The sequence below is a fragment of the Arthrobacter sp. Ms25 genome (genome assembly GCF_059090365.1).
The window spans coordinates 215,617-234,362 of the sequence record NZ_JBNHFP010000004.1 but is presented as its reverse complement, the minus strand read 5'-3'; the positions used below and the strand labels follow the sequence as shown (position 1 = coordinate 234,362).

The window sequence follows — 18,746 nt, the reverse complement described above, 5'->3', positions numbered from 1 at the left end:
CTTTAGCGCAGGTCCTGCAGTGCTTCCATGACGCGCTCGGTGACGTCGTCGATGGCTCCGAGGCCGTCCACCCGGGTCACGATGCCGCGGTCCTCGTAACGGGCGACGACGTCGCCCGTCTGCTGCTTGTAGAGGTCCAGGCGGTGCCGGATGACGTCTTCGGTGTCATCGCTGCGGCCTTCGAGTTCCGCACGCCGAAGCAGGCGGGCAACGAGTTCGTCGTCGTCGGCCGTCAGCAGGAGCACGGCGTCGAGCTTCTGGCCGTTGCCGGCGAGGATATCGTCCAGCTCCTCGACCTGCGCCACGGTGCGCGGATAGCCGTCGAGCAGGAAGCCCGATTCGACGTCGCCCTCGGCCAGCCGGCTCCGGACCATGTCATTGGTGACGGAATCCGGAACGAAGTTGCCGGCGTCGATGTACTTCTTGGCCTCCACTCCCAGGGGAGTCTGCTCCTTGACGTTGAAACGGAAAATGTCTCCGGTCGATATTGCCGTGACACCGAGGCGGTCCGAGATCCGGGCCGCCTGAGTTCCTTTACCGGCGCCGGGAGGCCCGATAATGAGCATTCTTGTCATCGCAATAACCCTTCGTAGTGACGTTGCTGGAGCTGCGCGTCAATCTGTTTGACCGTTTCCAGTCCCACACCAACCATGATGAGGATTGACGTTCCGCCGAACGGGAAGTTCTGGTTAGCTCCAACCAACACCAGAGCAATCAGCGGGATCAGGGCGACAAAGCCCAGGTAAAGGGCGCCGGGCAGCGTGATCCGGGAGAGCACATACTGCAGGTATTCGGCGGTGGGGCGGCCGGCCCGGATGCCGGGGATGAAGCCGCCGTATTTCTTCATGTTCTCCGAGACCTCGTCCGGGTTGAACGTGATGGAGACGTAGAAGTACGTGAAGAAGACAATCAGCAGGAAGTACACCAGCATGTAGAGCGGGTGGTCGCCGCTGACGAGGTAGTTGTTGATCCACACCACCCATCCCGGCGGGGTGCCCTGGCTCGGCGTATTGAACTGCGCGAGGAGGCTGGGCAGGTAGAGCATGGAGGACGCGAAGATCACGGGGATCACGCCGGCCATGTTCACCTTGATCGGGATGTAGGTGTTGGTGCCGCCCACGGTCCGCCGGCCGACCATCCGCTTGGCGTACTGCACCGGAATGCGCCGCTGGGACTGTTCCACGAAGATGACCAGGGCAACCGTCAGGACGCCCACGGCGATCACGGCCAGGAAGATGGTCCAGCCCTGCGCGTTGAGGATGGCGCCGAGGGAGCTGGGGAAGGACGCCGCGATGGAGGTGAAGATGAGCAGCGACATTCCGTTGCCCACGCCCTTTTCCGTCACGAGTTCGCCCATCCACATGATGACGCCGGTACCGGCGGTCAGTGTGACGATCAGCAGCAGGATCGTCACCAGGTTGTCATCCGGAATGATGGGCAGGGCGCATTGGTTGTTGAAGAGCGCACCGGAGCGGGCCAGGGACACGACCGTTGTTGCGTTGAGCAGGCCCAGCGCAATGGTGAGGTAGCGCGTGTACTGGGTCAGCTTCGACTGGCCCTGCTGGCCTTCGTCGTAGAGCGCCTGGAAGCGCGGGATCACGACGCGCAGCAGCTGAACAATGATGCTGGCGGTGATGTAGGGCATGATGCCGAGGGCAAAGATGGAGACCTGCAGCAGCGCACCGCCGCTGAAAAGATTGACGAACTGGTAAATACCACCCGAGGTGGCACCCAGATTCAAGCACTGCTGCACATTGCCGTAGTCAACACCCGGGGCCGGGATAAAAGCACCCATGCGGAAGATAGTGATGATTCCCAGCGTAAACAACAGCTTGCGTCGCAGATCTGGTGTCCGGAAAGCCCGGCCAATAGCGCTAAGCAAGCGTCCTCCTGAAGTTTGGAAAGTCCGATCCGGACTTGTGACAGAAACAGAGTCTAGCCGCTCGCGGCCCGTACTGCGTTAACGCCGTACGGGGCGCGGTAGTTGCCTTAAACGAAACTGAACTCCCGGCAGACCGGGTGGGGTCCGCCAGGAGTTCAGTGGTGAAGCATTGGATCTTCCGCCCCTCTCCCGCCGGACGCCCAATGCGTCCGGACGAAGGAGGGAGGCAGACCCGCCACGAGGTCTTAGACCGTGGTGGTGGATCCGCCGGCTGCGGCGATCTTTTCTGCAGCGCTGGCGGAGAAGGCGTTCGCAGTGACATCAACCTTGACGGTGATGTCGCCGGAGCCGAGCACCTTGACGGGCTGGTTCTTGCGAACCGCGCCCTTGGCAACCAGTGCTTCGATGCTCACGGTGCCGCCTTCGGGGAACAGCTCCGAGATCTTGTCCAGGTTGACAACCTGGAACTCGACCCGGAACGGGTTCTTGAAGCCGCGCAGCTTCGGCAGGCGCATGTGCAGCGGAAGCTGCCCGCCTGCGAAACCGGCCTTGACCTGGTAGCGGGCAGCCGTACCCTTGGTACCGCGGCCTGCCGTCTTACCCTTGGAACCTTCACCGCGGCCTACGCGGGTCTTGGCCGTCTTGGCACCGGGTGCCGGACGCAGGTGATGGACCTTGAGAGTTGTGTTTTCTTCGGGCATGTTACTTCGCCTCCTCAACCTTCACGAGGTGCGGAACCGTGTTGATCATGCCAACGGTCACTGCGTCAGCAGTACGGACGACGGAGTCGCCGATGTGCTTCAGGCCCAGTGAACGCAGCGTGTCGCGCTGATTCTGCTTACCACCGATGGTGGACTTGATCTGAGTGATTTCCAGCCGAGCCGTGCTAACGGCAACGTTCTTCGGAGTCGACATCAGGCACCTGCCTTCTGCATGTTGCGGAGCATCGCGGCGGGAACAACCTGGTCGAGCGGAAGGCCGCGGCGTGCTGCCACTGCCTGGGGCTCTTCGAGGCGCTTCAGCGCGTCAATCGTGGCGTGCACGATGTTGATCGCGTTGGAGGACCCGAGCGACTTGGACAGCACGTCGTGGATACCGGCGCACTCGAGGATGGCACGGACCGGACCACCGGCGATAACACCGGTACCGGGGGAAGCCGGACGCAGCAGGACAACGCCTGCGGCAGCTTCGCCCTGGACGAGGTGCGGGACGGTTCCACCGATGCGCGGGACGCGGAAGAAGGACTTCTTGGCTTCTTCAACGGCCTTTGCGATAGCGGAGGGAACTTCCTTTGCCTTGCCGTAGCCAACGCCGACCATGCCGTTGCCGTCACCGACAACAACGAGGGCGGTGAAGCTGAAGCGACGGCCACCCTTGACCACCTTGGCAACGCGGTTGATGGTCACGACGCGTTCAATGAACTTGTCCTTCTCATCGTTGCGTCCGCCGTCGCGGCCACCGCGGCCACCGCGTTCGCCGCGGCCTCCACGGTCGGAGCGCTGCTCGCCGCGACGTCCGCCGCGGCGGTCGTCGGTACCGGTGGCTGCGGCTTCCTTGGTCTCAGTTGCCTCAGCAGCTGTAGCTTCAGTCACCTGATTTTCCTTTTCCTTGTTTACCTCGGTCACAGTGCCAGCCCACCTTCACGTGCGCCGTCTGCAACTGCAGCAATACGGCCGTGGTAGCGGTTACCACCGCGGTCAAAGACAACGGCTTCGATGCCGGCGGCCTTGGACCGCTCAGCAACGAGTTCGCCGACGCGCTTGGCCTTGGCGGTCTTGTCGCCGTCCAGTGCACGCAGATCCGCTTCCATGGTGGAGGCGGAAGCCACGGTTACGCCGCGGGTGTCATCGACAACCTGGACGAAGATGTGGCGGGCAGAGCGGTTGACCACGAGGCGCGGGCGAGCCGCGGTTCCGGAAATCCGCTTGCGGATACGCAGCTGGCGACGGCTGCGCAGGGCAGACTTGCTCTTGCTGTTTCGCTTCTTATTAATGCTGATGGCCATGGTTACTTACCAGCCTTTCCGACCTTGCGGCGGACAATCTCGCCGGCGTAACGAATACCCTTGCCCTTGTAGGGGTCGGGCTTACGCAGCTTGCGGATGTTGGCGGAAACCTCGCCCACCTGCTGCTTGTCGATACCGGACACGGTGACCTTCGTCGGGCCGACCACGGTAAGCGTGATGCCTTCGGGGGCCGCGACGGGGACCGGGTGGCTGTAGCCCAGGGCGAACTCGAGGTCCGAACCCTTTGCAACTACGCGGTAACCGGTACCAACGATTTCCAGATCCTTCTTGTAGCCCTCGGTCACGCCGGTGATCATGTTGCTGATCAGCGTGCGGGTCAGGCCGTGGAGGGAGCGGGATTCACGCTCGTCGTTCGGGCGGGTAACGGTGATGATGCCGTCTTCAAGCGTGGCCGTGATCGGGCTGGGCACGGTGTGGCTCAGCTCGCCCTTGGCACCCTTGACGGATACAACGTTGCCGTTGATGGCGATATCTACTCCGGCAGGAACCGGGATGGGCAGACGTCCAATACGTGACATTTTTCTTTCCCTTCCCTGCTACCAGACGTAGGCGAGGACTTCCCCACCTACACCCTTCTTGGCGGCCTGGCGATCGGTCAGGAGACCTGACGACGTCGACAGGATTGCGATACCCAGACCACCCAGCACGTGCGGCAGGTTGGTGGACTTCGCGTAAACGCGCAGACCGGGCTTGGAGATGCGGCGAACACCGGCGATGGAACGCTCGCGGTTCGGACCGAACTTGAGATCCAGGGTCAGCTTCTTGCCGACCTCGGCCTCTTCTTCCTTCCAGCCGGCAATGTAGCCTTCGGCCTTCAGGATGTCAGCAACGCGCGCCTTGAGCTTGCTGTAGGGCATGGACACGGAATCGTGGTATGCCGAGTTTGCGTTGCGCAGACGCGTGAGCATATCTGCGACAGGATCTGTCATTGTCATTTGGGCTCTTGCCCTCCCTCGTAACGGTTTCCTGCAGGAGCCCCGTGCGGCCGTGCCTCACGGTTTTCCGTCGGACCTGTTACGTAGTAATTAATCTTCGGATTTGAACGGGAAGCCGAGCGCCTTCAGCAGCGCGCGTCCCTCGTCATCGGTCTTTGCGGTGGTAACCACGGTGATGTCCATGCCGCGTACGCGGTCGATCTTGTCCTGATCGATTTCGTGGAACATCGACTGTTCGGTCAGACCGAACGTGTAGTTGCCGTTGCCGTCGAACTGCTTGCCGTTCAGGCCGCGGAAGTCACGGATACGGGGCAGAGCCAGGGTGACCAGACGGTCCACGAATTCCCACATGCGGTCGCCGCGCAGCGTAACGTGCGCACCGATCGGCATGCCTTCGCGCAGCTTGAACTGTGCGATGGACTTGCGTGCCTTGGTGACCTGGGGCTTCTGGCCCGTGATCTGGGTGAGGTCCCGGACCGCACCGTCAATGAGCTTGGAGTCCTTGGCGGCATCTCCAACACCCATGTTCACAACCACCTTGACAAGGCGGGGAACCTGGTTGACGTTTGCGTAGTTGAATTCGTCCTGCAGGGTCTGCTTGATCTCCGCTGCGTAGCGGGTCTTCAGACGGGGAACGATCTTGGTGACAGTCTCAGTCATTAGAGGTCCTTCCCAGAGCCCTTGGCCACGCGGATACGCACAGTGCGCTCACGGCCATCTTTCTCGACGGTTTCGGTGCGGAAGCCAACGCGGGTCGGCTTCTTGGTTTCCGGGTCGACGACGGCGACGTTGGAAACGTGGATCGGGGCTTCGACAACTTCGATGCCGCCGGTGTTGGAACCGCGGGAGGTCTGGCCAACCTTGGTGTGCTTGGTGACGCGGTTGATGCCTTCAACGAGAACGCGGTTGCTCTCGGGGAAAACCTTCAGAACCTTGCCCTGCTTGCCGCGGTCTCCGCCGCGCTCAGCCTTTGCACCGGTGATGACCTGAACGAGGTCACCCTTCTTGATCTTTGCCATGGACTACAGCACCTCCGGAGCCAGCGAAATGATCTTCATGAACTTCTTGTCGCGAAGTTCGCGGCCGACCGGCCCGAAGATACGGGTACCGCGGGGGTCGCCGTCGTTCTTCAAGATCACTGCAGCGTTCTCATCGAACTTGATGTAGGAACCGTCCTGGCGGCGGCGTTCCTTCTTGGTACGGACGATGACGGCCTTGACCACGTCGCCCTTCTTGACGTTGCCGCCGGGAATTGCATCCTTGACGGTGGCAACAATGGTGTCGCCAATGCCTGCGTAGCGACGGCCGGATCCACCGAGAACGCGGATGGTCAAGATTTCCTTGGCACCCGTGTTGTCGGCGACCTTCAGTCGCGACTCCTGCTGAATCACTTATTACTCCTGTCGTCGCGCCGGTTCTCAGATTTGAGCCTTGCGGAACGGATATGGGTGGACCCCGTAATACTGGTACTCAACGCCGGCCGGCATGCTGCACGCCAGTGCAGCCGCTCCGCGGAGTCGAACAAGATTATCGGGCTTTTGTCTCATTCGGCGGTGAGGAGAACTGGTCGGAATCCGGACCTGAAACAGGCCGTACTCCGGACACACTTCCGCACCACACAGACAAGATTTCAAGTTTATCGCGGAAAGGCCCCGGATGCGAAATCGAACATGATAACGCGGCCGGGGCCCTCACGCTGTGGACGGTGCCGGTGTGTTCTCCGCTTGCCGCGGGGAACACACCGGCGGGCCGGCCGGTACTTCTTACTACTAGGTTACTTGGCCTTTTCGAGGATCTCGACCAGGCGCCACCGCTTGGTAGCGGACAGCGGCCGGGTCTCGGCGATCAGCACGAGGTCACCGATGCCGGCAGAGTTCTGCTCGTCATGGGCCTTGCGCTTCTCGGTCCGGCGGATAACCTTGCCGTAAAGGGCGTGCTTTACGCGGTCCTCAACCTGGACAACGATGGTCTTGTCCATCTTGTCCGAGACCACGTAGCCGCGTGCGGTCTTCCGGTACCCGCGGGCATCAGCGCCGTTTGCGTCAGTTGTCACTGCTGCCTCATTCTTGTTTTCGCTCACTTGGCATCATCCTCAGCGACCTTGGCTTCAGCTTCAGACTTGTCAGCCTTCTTCTTTGACTTCTTCGGTGCCTCGGGTGCTGCTTCCTCGACGGGAGCGGCAACCTCGGGACGAATGCCCAGCTCGCGCTCACGCAGCACCGTGTAGATGCGGGCGATGTCGCGCTTGACTGCACGCAGACGACCGTGGTTTTCCAGCTGGCCGGTGGCCGACTGGAAGCGGAGGTTGAACAGCTCCTCCTTGGCCTTGGCCAGTTCCTCTACGAGACGGTCCTTATCGAAGCCGTCCAGCTGCTCAGTTGTCAGCTCTTTTGATCCAACTGCCATTTCTATTCACCACCCTCGCGACGCACAATGCGTGCCTTCAACGGCAGCTTATGGATCGCCAGGCGCAGGGCCTCACGAGCTACCTCTTCGGAAACACCGGAGAGTTCGAAGAGAACCCGTCCCGGCTTGACGTTTGCAACCCACCACTCCGGAGAACCCTTACCGGAACCCATACGGGTTTCGGCAGGCTTCTTCGTCAGCGGACGGTCCGGGTAGATGTTGATCCAGACCTTGCCGCCACGCTTGATGTGGCGCGTCATGGCAATACGCGCAGCTTCAATCTGGCGGTTGGTGACGTACGCAGGCGTCAAAGCCTGGATACCCCACTCGCCGAAGCTGACGGCAGTGCCGCCGGTTGCAGCGCCGGAGCGACCCGGGTGGTGCTGCTTACGGAACTTGACTCGACGTGGGATAAGCATTTAAGCCTGTCCTCCTTCTGCTGCGGGGGCAGCTGCCTCAGCGGCCGGAGCCTCTGCAGCAGCAGGCGCGGCGGCTTTGTCGCCGCGCTCGGGACGACGACGGCGGTCGCCGCCGCGGTCGCCGCGGTCGGCCGGGCCACGGCCCGGGCGGTCGTTGGAACGTCCGCGGGACGGTGCAGCAGCCTGCTGTGCAGCCAGTTCCTTGGAGGTGACATCGCCCTTGTAGATCCAGACCTTCACGCCGATGCGGCCGAAGGTGGTCTTGGCTTCGAAGAAGCCGTAGTCGATGTTCGCACGCAGGGTGTGCAGGGGCACACGGCCTTCGCGGTAGAACTCCGAACGGCTCATTTCAGCGCCGCCCAGGCGGCCGGAGCACTGGATACGGATACCCTTGGCGCCTGCACGCTGTGCGGACTGGATGGCCTTCTTCATCGCACGGCGGAAAGCCACGCGGGAAGAGAGCTGCTCAGCGACACCCTGGGCAACCAGCTGTGCTTCCATCTCGGGGTTCTTGACCTCGAGGATGTTCAGCTGGACCTGCTTGCCGGTGAGCTTTTCGAGCTCGCCGCGGATGCGGTCGGCTTCGGCGCCGCGGCGGCCGATCACGATGCCCGGACGTGCAGTGTGGATATCCACACGGACACGGTCACGGGTGCGCTCGATCTCAACCTTGGCGATGCCGGCGCGGTCCATGCCGGTGGACATCAGCTGACGGATCTTGATGTCCTCGCGGACGAAGTCCTTGTAACGCTGGCCCGGCTTGTTGCTGTCGGCAAACCAGTGCGAAACGTGGTCAGTGGTGATGCCGAGTCGGAACCCGTGCGGGTTTACCTTCTGTCCCACTTAACGGTCCTCCTCGTTCTTCGGGGTTGCGACAACCACGGTGACGTGGCTGGTGCGCTTGTTGATGCGGTAGGCGCGGCCCTGGGCACGCGGCTGGAACCGCTTCATGGTGGGTCCTTCGTCAACGAATGCTTCGCTGATGTAGAGGTCACCTTCGTCGAAGGCCACGCCGTCACGGTCCGCGAGGACACGTGCATTGGCCATAGCCGACTGAACTACCTTGAATACCGGCTCCGAAGCTGCCTGGGGGGCAAACTTCAGAATTGCCAGAGCCTCATTCGCTTGCTTGCCACGAACAAGGTTGACGACGCGCCGGGCCTTCATAGGCGTTACGCGGATATGACGCGCAATTGCCTTGGCTTCCATTGCTTTCCTTCTCTCGTCTTCTGCCGAAAGAGCAGCGCCTAGCGGCGCTTGCCCTTGCGGTCGTCCTTCACATGGCCGCGGAATGTCCGCGTCAGAGCGAATTCGCCGAGCTTGTGCCCGACCATCGACTCGGTGACAAACACCGGAATGTGCTTACGTCCGTCGTGTACGGCGATCGTGTGCCCGAGCATGTCGGGGATGATCATCGAACGGCGGGACCACGTCTTGATGACGTTCTTGGTGCCCTTTTCGTTTTCGGCAGCTACCTTCAGGAACAGGTGCTGGTCGACGAAGGGGCCTTTCTTCAGGCTGCGTGGCATGTTTCCAGGCTCCTATCGCTTGTTCTTGCCGGAACGACGGCGACGCACAATGAGGTTGTCGCTCTCTTTATTGGGGCGGCGGGTACGGCCTTCAGGCTTACCGTTCGGGTTGACCGGGTGGCGTCCACCGGAGGTCTTGCCTTCGCCACCACCATGCGGGTGGTCGACCGGGTTCATGGCGACACCGCGGACGGTCGGGCGAACGCCCTTCCAGCGCATACGGCCGGCCTTGCCCCAGTTGATGTTGGACTGCTCGGCGTTGCCGACCTCGCCGATGGTGGCGCGGCAGCGGACGTCGACGTTGCGGATTTCACCGGAGGGCAGACGCAGCTGGGCGAAGCGGCCTTCCTTGGCAACGAGCTGAACAGAGGCACCGGCGGAGCGGGCCATCTTGGCGCCGCCGCCCGGACGCAGTTCAACTGCGTGGATGACGGTACCCACGGGGATGTTGCGCAGCGGCAGGTTGTTGCCGGGCTTGATATCAGCGCCGGCGCCGGCCTCTACGAAGTCGCCCTGCTTGAGCTTGTTCGGAGCAATGATGTAACGCTTGGTGCCATCAACGTAGTGCAGCAGCGCAATGCGGGCGGTACGGTTCGGATCGTATTCGATCTCGGCAACGCGAGCGTTGACGCCGTCCTTGTCGTGGCGACGGAAGTCGATCAGACGGTACTGGCGCTTGTGTCCACCACCCTTGTGCCTGGTCGTGATCTTACCGGTGTTGTTACGGCCGCCCTTCTTGGGCAGCGGACGTACCAACGACTTTTCCGGCGTCGACCGCGTGATTTCGGTGAAGTCGGCTACGCTCGAGCCGCGACGGCCCGGGGTAGTCGGCTTGTATTTACGGATTCCCATTATTTATTCCTCGTTAAAGTGGTCTCCGCCCTAGCTGAGCGGACCGCCGAAGATGTCGATTGTGCCGTCCTTGAGGGTGACAATGGCGCGCTTGGTGCTCTTGCGCTGTCCCCATCCGAACTTGGTGCGCTTACGCTTACCGGCACGGTTGATGGTGTTGATCGAGTCGACCTTGACGGAGAAAATCTTCTCCACGGCCAGCTTGATCTCGGTCTTGTTCGAGCGGGGGTCGACCAGGAAGGTGTACTTACCTTCGTCGATCAGGCCGTAGCTCTTTTCCGAAACGACGGGTGCAAGCACTACGTCGCGCGGGTCCTTAGCGGTGGTCGCGCTCACTTGGCGTCCTCCTTGACAGTGTTCTTGCCGACGAACTCGTCGTAGGCAGCCTTGGTGAAGACCACGTCGTCGGAAACCAGCACGTCGTAGGTGTTCAGCTGATCTACGTAGATCACGTGAACTTCCGGGACGTTGCGCACGGACAGTGCAGCAACATCGTTGGCGCGCTCGATAACAACGAGCAGGTTCTTGCGGTCGGAAACCGAACGCAGGGCGCTCAGTGCGTCCTTGGTGGAAGGCTTGGTGCCTTCAACCAGGGATTCGAGGACGTGGATACGGCCGTTGCGTGCCCGGTCGGACAGGGCGCCGCGCAGTGCAGCAGCCTTCATCTTCTTGGGGGTGCGCTGGCTGTAATCGCGGGGCGTCGGTCCGTGGACCACGCCGCCACCCGTCATGTGAGGCGCACGGATGGAACCCTGGCGGGCCCGGCCGGTGCCCTTCTGCTTGAAGGGCTTGCGGCCTGCACCGCTCACCTCGGCGCGGGTCTTCGTCTTGTGCGTACCCTGGCGGGCGGCTGCAAGCTGAGCAACTACCACCTGGTGGAGCAGCGGTACGTTCGTCTGAACGTCGAAGATCTCTGCGGGGAATTCAACAGTGGTTTCGTTAGCCATGAGACTAAGCTCCCTTCACGGCGGTGCGTACGAGGACGACCTGGCCGCGGGCGCCGGGAACGGCACCCTTGATCAGCAGGAGCGACTTCTCGGCGTCCACACCGTGAACCGTGAGGTTCATCGTGGTGTGACGGACGGCGCCCATGCGGCCAGCCATCCGAACGCCCTTGAAGACGCGGCCCGGGGTGGATGCGCCACCGATGGAACCCGGCTTACGGTGGTTCTTGTGTGCACCGTGGGAGGCACCGACGCCGTGGAAGCCGTGACGCTTCATGACACCGGCAAAGCCCTTGCCCTTGGAGGTTCCGACGACGTCGACCTTCTGGCCGGCAGCGAACATCTCAACGGAGAGTTCCTGGCCCAGCTCGTAGGTGTCGGCGTCTGCGGTGCGCAGTTCAACTACGTGGCGGCGCGGCGTGACGCCGGCCTTTTCAAAGTGGCCGGCCAGCGGCTTGGTCACCTTGCGCGGGTCGATCTGGCCGTAGCCGATCTGAACGGCGGTGTAGCCGTCCTTTTCCGCGTTGCGCAGCTGCGTGATGACGTTGGAGTCAGCCTGGACGACGGTTACGGGGATGAGCTTGTTGTTCTCGTCCCAAACCTGGGTCATGCCGAGCTTGGTGCCCAGCAGTCCCTTTACCTGGCGTGTAAGTGAAGTAGACATATTATCCGCTCCCCCCCTACAGCTTGATTTCGATGTTCACGTCTGCAGGCAGGTCAAGACGCATCAGCGAGTCAACGGCCTTAGGCGTGGGGTCAATGATGTCGATCAGGCGCTTGTGCGTGCGCATTTCAAAGTGCTCGCGGCTGTCCTTGTACTTGTGCGGCGAACGGATAACAACGTAAACGTTCTTTTCCGTGGGCAGCGGCACGGGGCCTACTACCGTTGCGCCTGCACGCGTGACCGTCTCAACGATCTTCCGTGCTGATACGTCGATGACCTCGTGGTCGTACGACTTCAGCCGGATGCGGATTTTTTGTCCCGCCATGGCGTCGTGCCTCTTTCTTCGAGTAATGCTCTCTGTACAGTTTTTGCGCCGAACTGCCTTACGGCCTGGCGCCCCTCCAACAGACTGAATCCGGATGAATCCGGGTTCCTCACCCTGCCGAGGCTCCGACCCCCGCGCTCGGGCGTGTCGCGGTGTTGACACCAATGACGCCGAACAAGAATAGGGGCGGGTTATATATGGGCTCTTCCCCTGAAGGATCCGACCCTGCATCAGGCATTATCCTGACCGGGACGCAATCTCACCACTTCCCCATCCCTGCTGTTCGCAGGAATACGGCGTGTGTGGGCACAAAAGCGCTTGAACAACTTCTCTAGTCTGCCAGACTCGGGCACGGATGGCCAATCAGGCATCCTTCACCGATGGTCCGCTCCGGGTTCCGGGGCGGGGTCCGAGTCCGTGCACGCCGCTCCCCCGAGTAGTCCCTTGAGTGGACGGCGTGTCAGTTTCACCCATTCTAACGCACTGCCAGGTGGCGTCCCTACCGCACTGCCAGGTGGGTGCTCTTTTGCGCTGTGGGGTGGCGGCGCTCCTGCAGTGCCAGGCGGCAGGTCTCCTGCGCTGTCAGGTGACGGAAGAGTCAGGGCCTGCCGTCCCGGTTGGCCCGGCGGATACGCTTCGCCCGTTCGATCTCGGGGCGGAACCGTTTACGGGACCATCCGACACCCGCTGCCACTGCGGCCACGATCACCAAGAGGATAAGCAATTCCATGTTCCGAGCCTAGCCGAGCAGGGGTCCGCACGTCAGTGGACCCGGCACTCCCCCTTAGCCTGTTGCTGTTCCGGATCCGGATCCGGTGTCATCGTCCGGTCCCGAAGGGCCGGCCTCCGCGCCCCCGGTTCTCCCCGGCGCCGGATTCACGGTGGCCGGGTTCGCCGGGGCCGGCGGGAGCGGAGGTGCGGACGCTGGCGCCTCCGGGAACGCAGACCCCGGGGCCGGCGACTGCGCCGGCGCTGGGGCGGGCGGGAACGGAGGTGAGGATACGGGCGCCTGCGGGAACGGAGAGGCGGACACGGGGACCGGCGGCTGCGCACCCTCAGGCATGCCGCGAACAGGCGCCTCCGCGGATGGGTTCCCGGGCTCCTCAGTCCGCACGCGGGTGAGCCGCCAGACTGCCAGGGCTATCAGCCCGATGCCCAGCAGGGCCAGGAGAAGGAACGTGTAGCCGCGCAGGTACCAAAGCACCGCCAGCACAACGCCCGCTGCACCCCACAGGGTGAACAACCTCCTGCTCGCCAGGAGCCCGAAGGCCAGGAGCCCGGCATGTGCCACCAGCGCCCAGAGCTGCTTGCCGCCGCCGCCGAAAACCACCGTCGAGAGACCACTGGCGGAAAGAATGACGGCCGCAACCGTCAGAACCGCGGTTCCTCGCCTCTCACGTTGGCGAAGGAACTCGAAAGCGGCCAATCCGGCCAGAATTACGGCCCAGTACTGCAGGGACCAGAATCCGCTGACGCTGCCAAGGGCAAGCCACCCCATTCGTTGTACGGCCAGTGCAGCCACCAGCACCGCAGCCTGTGCGGCCGGCTCGCGGAACCGGCCGGGAACTTCGATGAGGGCCAGTGCCAAGGCGGCCATTACCGTCAGCGAACCCGCAACGGCGGAGGTGTCCATGGCCATCGCGGGGATGCCGGCCATAACCGGTATAAGGGCCGAGGCCGAGCCCAGGATGCGCCGTTGGAGCCGGGAAGGTGAAATGCCGGCGGCATCGCCATACCGGGAGGGTGAAACGCCAGCCGCTGCATCCCCGTACCGGGAAGTCGGGAGCGGGTTCAACCGGGTGAGGAGACGCAGTGCCTGGAGAACGGCGGCCGCAGCCCAGAACGGCAACAGCGATGCGAAGCCGGCCTCTGCACTGCCGGCAAGGACCGTATCGAAGAGCCTCCCGAACAGGAACATCATTCCTGCCGTTAGCAGGACCGGAGTTCCCAGGACCAGCCACGGGCGGCTGCGGGTATGGGACAGCACCAGGAAGATGCCGGCCCCCAGGGCAAAGGCCGCTGCCGACAGGAAGCGGTTCCCTGTTTGCAGGCTGATCACGAGCACGGCGGCGGTGTAGCCGATGGCCGCCGTCAGCAGTGCAGTTCGGGTCGGCAGGTCCAGGGACCGGCGCGCCTCCCCCGCCAATGCCGCCGCGGCGAGGACAAGCAGGACCGCCCCCGGGGCACCGGCCACGAGGAAGGGTTCCGGAAGCAGTCCCCTGCCGCTGAACTCCGGCAGGCCGCTAAGGACCAGCACAAGGGCTCCCAGGGCTACGCCGGAGGGATAGAGAACCCAAGCCGACCTGGGATGATCCTCCTTGCGCCGACGCGTGAACTCTGCCGAGGCGGTCACGAGCAGCAGGAGCAGGACTGCGGCCGCCACGTCCCGTTGGGCTGCCGTCTCCGCAACGAAACCGTAAAAGACGGGAAGCAGTCCCAGCAATGCGATGCTCAGCCACTGCGCCGTTTCCGAGTCTCCGGACACATCGAGGCGGTGCTCCAGCAGGTTGCGGAGCAACTGCGCCAGCGTCAGGGCCACCGCCCCTGCAAGGAACAGGCCATGCACGCCGGCTCCAAGGTCGGCAGCCACGAGTACCGTCTGGATCACCAGCAGGCCCTGCACGCCCAGCAGGTAGGAACCGCGGTCGGGCATTCCGGCCTTCCGTGCACGGTAGGCACAATAGGCCAGCGCGCTCAGAACCAGCAGCTCATAGCCGCGCACCCCCAGCACCCCAGCTCCTACCCCAGCTGCAGCAGCAAATCCAGCCAACGCCGCAGCTGCATACCGTTCGGGCAGCAGCAGCGAAGTGGCAACATTGGCGGCCAGCGCAGTCCAGATCAGTGCCAGCGTCCAGCCGGTCCCCTGCCCCTCAATTCCGCGGGTAGCGAGAGTAGCCAGCAGCGCCGCCAGTATGGCCGTTGCGAGGAACTGGTCTGCGAACTCCGGCGGGGTCCCCTTCCGCACCCGGAAGGCGGCGGCCAGCTGGCTGAACAGCGCCACCGCCGCCGCGCACAGGACCAGGAACATCAGCATGCCGCTCCGCACTGCCGGGTCCTGCAGGACGACATATGCCAAGGGAACTCCGGCCGCTGCAGCCAGTCCGCCCCATTGCGCCCAGGCCGCCAGCCCCAGCGGTTCCAGCTTTCGGGCCAGCAGGGTCCGCAGCAGCATTCCGGCGGCGATGCTGACGGCCACCGCAGCGAAGACCCAGTGCACATCCCCGGTCAGGTCCATCGCCACCAGCCCGGACAGGACAATCCCCAAGATGTGGGCAGCCAGGAGATAACCGCCGCGGAGGGGGTTGTTCCGTCCCATGATGAGGTACGTGCAGAACGCGAGGGCTGCCAGCACCAGGATCCCGTACCCGCGAATCCCCAGGACGCCGGCGCCGACGACGGCGGCAGCCGCGAAGCCTGCCGGCGCGGTCAGCGCCGGCCAGCTGCGGCGAAGCATCAGCGCCGTGAACACATTCGCACTGAGCGCTGCTGCAAGGACAGCCACGGTAGCAACTGAGCCGTTGACCTCCGCCGCCCGTATACCGGTGACCAGCAGCAGCACCAGTCCTGCCGCGGTGACGGCAGCTATGGAAGCATTCGGACCCGGGGCCCCATCGAAGCGGGTCCGGCCTGCCGCCGCCAGCGTGTAGGCGCCTTGGGTGAGGACTGCCGGGAAGACACCGGCAAGCAGCAGGACGACTCCGGTATCCGGGTCGGCAGACGTGTAGGTCAGGATGTAATAAAGCGGCGCCAGCGCAGCGAGCACGGTAAGGGTTGCCCACAGGAGTGCTCGGGACAGGCCGAGTCCGCGCAGTTTCCGGTCCAGGAGGATCCGCAGGAGGTGCTGGACGGCCAGGCAGGCCGCCATGGCAGTGAAGATTCCCTGCACCCCGGCTCCTAGGTCTGCGGCTACCAAGGCGGCCAGCGCCGTCAGGTGGATCTGTCCTGCCGCGAGGTAATAGGTCCGGTGCGTCCGGGGGGCAAGTTTCCACGCAAGGACGGCACAGTAGCCAAGCGCAGCGGCCGTGAGCAGTTCATAGCCCCGGATGCCCAAGATGCCGGCACCCATCAGCGCAGCGGCAGTGAATCCCGCCGGTGCGGCAAGGAGGTACCTTCCGGCGGGCCGCAGCACGGCGGTCAGGACGTTCCCGGCCACAACCGCCCACAGTGCCACCACGGTCAGTACCGGCTCCGGGGATTCCTCACCACGGAGCAGCAGGGTCAGGGCGGCTGCTGCGCCGGCGGCACCGGTGATGACGGCAGCCGAAAAACGTTCGCCCTCGGCACGCCGGGCCCGTACAGCCGAAACGGCCTGGTTGACCGTCAACGCGACTACTGCAGTTACCAGGGCCCAGGCTACCGCCCCTGCCCCGGGCCCTCCCGTAAGGGCTGCAAAGACCGTCAGGGACACCAGCAGGACGGCAGCAGCGCGCGCGGCGAGCACGAATACCGTGCGTTCCGCGGCGCTGCCCCGCAGCGCGCGGACCACCAGGTAGCCCTCTAGGACCGCGGTGGCCGCAACCCCGGGCCACAGTGCTCCCCCGGGAATCAGCGCATTGGGCACAAAGGCGAGGACGGCGGGCACCAGCACGGTGTGTTCAAGCCGTCCGCCCAGTTTCCACGCGGTAGTCAGATACGTCACCAGGGCCACAAGGGCGGTTGCGGTGAAAACAGTGGAACTTCCCGATGACTGCCACTCATCGACCACGTACCAGAGTCCGGCTGCCAGTGAGGTGCAGGCTTGAAGAACCAACAAGGCTGCCACATCCGCCCGGAAGAATCTGCGTGCTGCATCTTCGGGGGCGACCCCTGGTTTTTTCTTGAGGCTGACGGCTTCCGCCGGCGGGGCGGGCGGGACCAGTCGTCCGCGTGTGTCCAGTGGTCCCGGCGGGACCACTGGACCGGAAGTCGCCGGTGGGGCGGGCGGAGCCGGGGGTCGTGGCATGGACTTTTCACCGCGTCCTGCGGCCCGGATACCGGGGTGTCCCGCCGATACCGTTCCTGCCGGGACCGCGGACCCATCGAGGTCCCGGTCCAGCGGCAACCCGCTGGTCCGTGCTGCGACCTGCAGCAATGCTGCGGCACCGTACGCGGGGCGGCGGACCAGGACTCCTGCGGTCTGGGCTGCGACCTGCACCGCGAATGCGAACAGCGTCAGCTGGGTGCTGTCGGTGAAGGAATAGAACAGGGATGTGAGGCCGACCGTGCCGGCTGCCCGCAGCCCGTAGCCGTTGACCAACTGGTGGCGGGCCGGTCCCTGCCAGAGCATTACGGCGTAGTAGAGGGCGAAGGCCAGGAACAGGACACCAAGCTGTGCCGCGCTCAGCTGGCCGGACATCTGAACGGATGCGGCGGCCGTCGCCGGCACAAGATAGCGGTGGGAGCGGACAAACGCCTCAACGTAGAGATTGTTCAACCAGGCCGGACGCCGCAGCGCGGCAACACTGATCAGGGTCGCGAGGATGACCGTGGAAAGGAAATACCAGACGATCCCCCAGCGCAGGGCCGCACCGGTTGCGAGGCCCGAGGACAACAGGAAAGTCAGGGCGAGATACGTGACCACCCGGCTCTCGATCCTGGCCGCTGCGTAGGCAAACGCCGCGGTTCCGGCCACCGAGGTCACCAGCCAGGCCCAAGGTCCGTCCGGAAGCACGAAGTTGAACAGGGCGAGTCCGACCACCGGGATCAGGGCCAGGCCCGTTCCCGTAAAAGCTACGGCCGCGGGCCGCAGACGGGTGCTCCGGCCGTGGATGACCAGCCCCGAGACATAGAACAGCGCCGTGACGGCGACGACGCCGAAGAAGCGGGCCTCCGCCGGGATGGCCAGGCCAATGAACAATGCCGCGGCAGCCACCAGCAGGAGGCTCGCAGAGTAAAGCGTGATGTTGATGTTCCGCAGGTCGCGACGGCGTTTTTCCTCCTTTAGCTCGGCCTCGGTCTTGACCGGCGGAGCCGGTTTCGGCGGTACGAGCCGTGACGGAGCCGGTTTCCGCGGAACGGGACCTCCGGACACCCATGAAACAACCGGCTGAGCGGCAAACGGAGCGGCCGGCGGGACGCCTCCCGGTCCAGCGGAGGGGGACGCCGGGGCCGGAGCAGGAGATGGAGAGGGAGAGGGAGACGAGGGCGCCGCGTAGGTGGACACATATGAAGCGGCAGGTGCAGGTGGAGCCGGTGCCGCGGGAGCCGGAGTCGCAGCCGTTGCGGCTGCGGGAGCGGGAGTCGAAACGGGTGGAGCGGCGGGAGCCGGAAAGGATGCCGGAGCCGCGGGGGCCTGCAGAGCCGACAGCGCCTGCTCCGGGGAACGATCCGATGCACTGGATGCCGGGGACTGCTGGAGGCGTGTGGAGGCGTCCCGGTATCCCGCCTGGTATCCCTCTTCATAGATCTGGGCGGGAGGCGGCAGCGGCCGGCCTTGGCTGTCCACCGGTCGGGCCGCTTTCCTGCCCGTCGACCGCCCGATGGCGAAGCTGGCTGCGACGGCCGCCAGGAAAAGAAGAAAGACCCCCATGAAACCGCTACCTTCCGGTGTGAGTTCGACTGGAGACCATCCTAGGGTGTGCCAGCGCACACTTCCGTAACAGCGTGATTCCGCTGTGTATACCGTTCCCCGGCTGCCGCCCACCGGAACGGTGTGGAGGAAGAGTGGACTCCCCCGCAGCCGGGGATGCTCGTGGCCGTGCCCGAAGGCCGCGTATGTGTAAGGCCCCGGCGTCCCGTGGTTAAAGGCGGCGTTAAAAGCAGCAGGACCCCGCTGCCGAAACAAC

24 protein-coding genes are annotated in these 18,746 nt (G+C 63.9%); all 24 read right to left on the bottom strand.

Annotation, left to right across the window (positions count from 1 at the left end):
* Window positions 1-2 precede the first annotated feature (2 nt).
* The 24 genes from AC5RT8_RS12650 to AC5RT8_RS12535 all read right to left on the bottom strand — a co-directional run bounded on the left by AC5RT8_RS12650 (window position 3) and on the right by AC5RT8_RS12535 (window position 17,992).
* Complete coding sequence (locus AC5RT8_RS12650) at window positions 3-575, bottom strand: adenylate kinase (RefSeq protein ID WP_494096058.1); 573 nt, start codon at window positions 573-575, stop codon at window positions 3-5.
* Window positions 572-1,882: a preprotein translocase subunit SecY gene (gene secY, locus AC5RT8_RS12645; RefSeq protein WP_494096057.1), complete on the bottom strand. Its 1,311-nt coding sequence runs from the start codon at window positions 1,880-1,882 to the stop codon at window positions 572-574. The genes AC5RT8_RS12650 and secY overlap by 4 nt, the downstream gene beginning before the upstream one ends.
* A gap of 245 nt (window positions 1,883-2,127) precedes the next feature.
* Window positions 2,128-2,583 carry a 50S ribosomal protein L15 gene (gene rplO / locus AC5RT8_RS12640; RefSeq protein WP_494096056.1) on the bottom strand — a complete coding sequence of 152 codons (456 nt, stop codon included), beginning with the start codon at window positions 2,581-2,583 and terminating at the stop codon, window positions 2,128-2,130.
* 1 nt (window position 2,584) lies between these two features.
* Complete coding sequence (gene rpmD, locus AC5RT8_RS12635) at window positions 2,585-2,797, bottom strand: 50S ribosomal protein L30 (protein ID WP_146361114.1); 213 nt, start codon at window positions 2,795-2,797, stop codon at window positions 2,585-2,587.
* Window positions 2,797-3,474, bottom strand: coding sequence for a 30S ribosomal protein S5 (rpsE, locus tag AC5RT8_RS12630; protein WP_494096055.1), 678 nt, complete (start codon window positions 3,472-3,474; stop codon window positions 2,797-2,799). Before rpsE ends, rpmD begins: the two co-directional genes overlap by 1 nt.
* A 29-nt stretch (window positions 3,475-3,503) precedes the next feature.
* Window positions 3,504-3,887 (bottom strand): 50S ribosomal protein L18, encoded by a 384-nt coding sequence (gene rplR, locus AC5RT8_RS12625; protein ID WP_494096054.1) that lies wholly within the window; start codon window positions 3,885-3,887, stop codon window positions 3,504-3,506.
* Between the two features lie 2 nt (window positions 3,888-3,889).
* Window positions 3,890-4,426 carry a 50S ribosomal protein L6 gene (rplF, locus tag AC5RT8_RS12620; protein WP_494096053.1) on the bottom strand — a complete coding sequence of 179 codons (537 nt, stop codon included), beginning with the start codon at window positions 4,424-4,426 and terminating at the stop codon, window positions 3,890-3,892.
* 18 nt (window positions 4,427-4,444) lie between these two features.
* Window positions 4,445-4,843, bottom strand: a complete 399-nt coding sequence (gene rpsH / locus AC5RT8_RS12615; RefSeq protein WP_146361106.1) for a 30S ribosomal protein S8 — start codon at window positions 4,841-4,843, stop codon at window positions 4,445-4,447.
* A gap of 90 nt (window positions 4,844-4,933) precedes the next feature.
* Entirely contained in the window at window positions 4,934-5,503 is a 570-nt protein-coding gene (gene rplE / locus AC5RT8_RS12610) for a 50S ribosomal protein L5 (RefSeq protein WP_493996335.1), read from the bottom strand.
* Window positions 5,503-5,862 carry a 50S ribosomal protein L24 gene (rplX, locus tag AC5RT8_RS12605; protein WP_494096052.1) on the bottom strand — a complete coding sequence of 120 codons (360 nt, stop codon included), beginning with the start codon at window positions 5,860-5,862 and terminating at the stop codon, window positions 5,503-5,505. The genes rplE and rplX overlap by 1 nt, the downstream gene beginning before the upstream one ends.
* Before the next feature lie 3 nt (window positions 5,863-5,865).
* Window positions 5,866-6,234, bottom strand: coding sequence for a 50S ribosomal protein L14 (gene rplN / locus AC5RT8_RS12600; RefSeq protein WP_055239356.1), 369 nt, complete (start codon window positions 6,232-6,234; stop codon window positions 5,866-5,868).
* A 383-nt stretch (window positions 6,235-6,617) separates the two neighbouring features.
* Window positions 6,618-6,923, bottom strand: coding sequence for a 30S ribosomal protein S17 (gene rpsQ, locus AC5RT8_RS12595; protein ID WP_494096051.1), 306 nt, complete (start codon window positions 6,921-6,923; stop codon window positions 6,618-6,620).
* Entirely contained in the window at window positions 6,920-7,249 is a 330-nt protein-coding gene (gene rpmC, locus AC5RT8_RS12590; protein WP_494096050.1) for a 50S ribosomal protein L29, read from the bottom strand. Before rpmC ends, rpsQ begins: the two co-directional genes overlap by 4 nt.
* A gap of 2 nt (window positions 7,250-7,251) precedes the next feature.
* On the bottom strand, window positions 7,252-7,668 hold the full coding sequence (rplP, locus tag AC5RT8_RS12585; RefSeq protein ID WP_146361096.1) for a 50S ribosomal protein L16: 417 nt from the start codon (window positions 7,666-7,668) through the stop codon (window positions 7,252-7,254).
* On the bottom strand, window positions 7,669-8,511 hold the full coding sequence (gene rpsC, locus AC5RT8_RS12580; protein ID WP_494096049.1) for a 30S ribosomal protein S3: 843 nt from the start codon (window positions 8,509-8,511) through the stop codon (window positions 7,669-7,671).
* The gene (gene rplV / locus AC5RT8_RS12575) at window positions 8,512-8,877 is read right to left on the bottom strand and encodes a 50S ribosomal protein L22 (RefSeq protein ID WP_066295929.1); all 366 of its coding nucleotides are present in this window, start codon (window positions 8,875-8,877) and stop codon (window positions 8,512-8,514) included.
* Window positions 8,878-8,915: 38 nt separating this feature from the next.
* A complete protein-coding gene (gene rpsS / locus AC5RT8_RS12570) occupies window positions 8,916-9,197 on the bottom strand; it encodes a 30S ribosomal protein S19 (RefSeq protein WP_104052734.1) in 282 nt (93 codons plus the stop codon).
* 12 nt (window positions 9,198-9,209) lie between these two features.
* On the bottom strand, window positions 9,210-10,049 hold the full coding sequence (gene rplB / locus AC5RT8_RS12565) for a 50S ribosomal protein L2 (RefSeq protein ID WP_493997513.1): 840 nt from the start codon (window positions 10,047-10,049) through the stop codon (window positions 9,210-9,212).
* 30 nt (window positions 10,050-10,079) lie between these two features.
* Window positions 10,080-10,385 (bottom strand): 50S ribosomal protein L23, encoded by a 306-nt coding sequence (gene rplW / locus AC5RT8_RS12560; RefSeq protein ID WP_066295939.1) that lies wholly within the window; start codon window positions 10,383-10,385, stop codon window positions 10,080-10,082.
* A complete protein-coding gene (gene rplD, locus AC5RT8_RS12555; protein WP_227912803.1) occupies window positions 10,382-10,996 on the bottom strand; it encodes a 50S ribosomal protein L4 in 615 nt (204 codons plus the stop codon). Before rplD ends, rplW begins: the two co-directional genes overlap by 4 nt.
* A 4-nt stretch (window positions 10,997-11,000) precedes the next feature.
* The gene (gene rplC, locus AC5RT8_RS12550) at window positions 11,001-11,657 is read right to left on the bottom strand and encodes a 50S ribosomal protein L3 (protein WP_494096048.1); all 657 of its coding nucleotides are present in this window, start codon (window positions 11,655-11,657) and stop codon (window positions 11,001-11,003) included.
* A 16-nt stretch (window positions 11,658-11,673) separates the two neighbouring features.
* Window positions 11,674-11,982, bottom strand: coding sequence for a 30S ribosomal protein S10 (gene rpsJ / locus AC5RT8_RS12545; protein WP_146361073.1), 309 nt, complete (start codon window positions 11,980-11,982; stop codon window positions 11,674-11,676).
* A 598-nt stretch (window positions 11,983-12,580) separates the two neighbouring features.
* Window positions 12,581-12,712: a hypothetical protein gene (locus AC5RT8_RS12540; protein WP_494096047.1), complete on the bottom strand. Its 132-nt coding sequence runs from the start codon at window positions 12,710-12,712 to the stop codon at window positions 12,581-12,583.
* Between the two features lie 54 nt (window positions 12,713-12,766).
* Window positions 12,767-17,992 (bottom strand): hypothetical protein, encoded by a 5,226-nt coding sequence (locus AC5RT8_RS12535; RefSeq protein WP_494096046.1) that lies wholly within the window; start codon window positions 17,990-17,992, stop codon window positions 12,767-12,769.
* Between the last annotated feature and the right edge of the window lie 754 nt (window positions 17,993-18,746).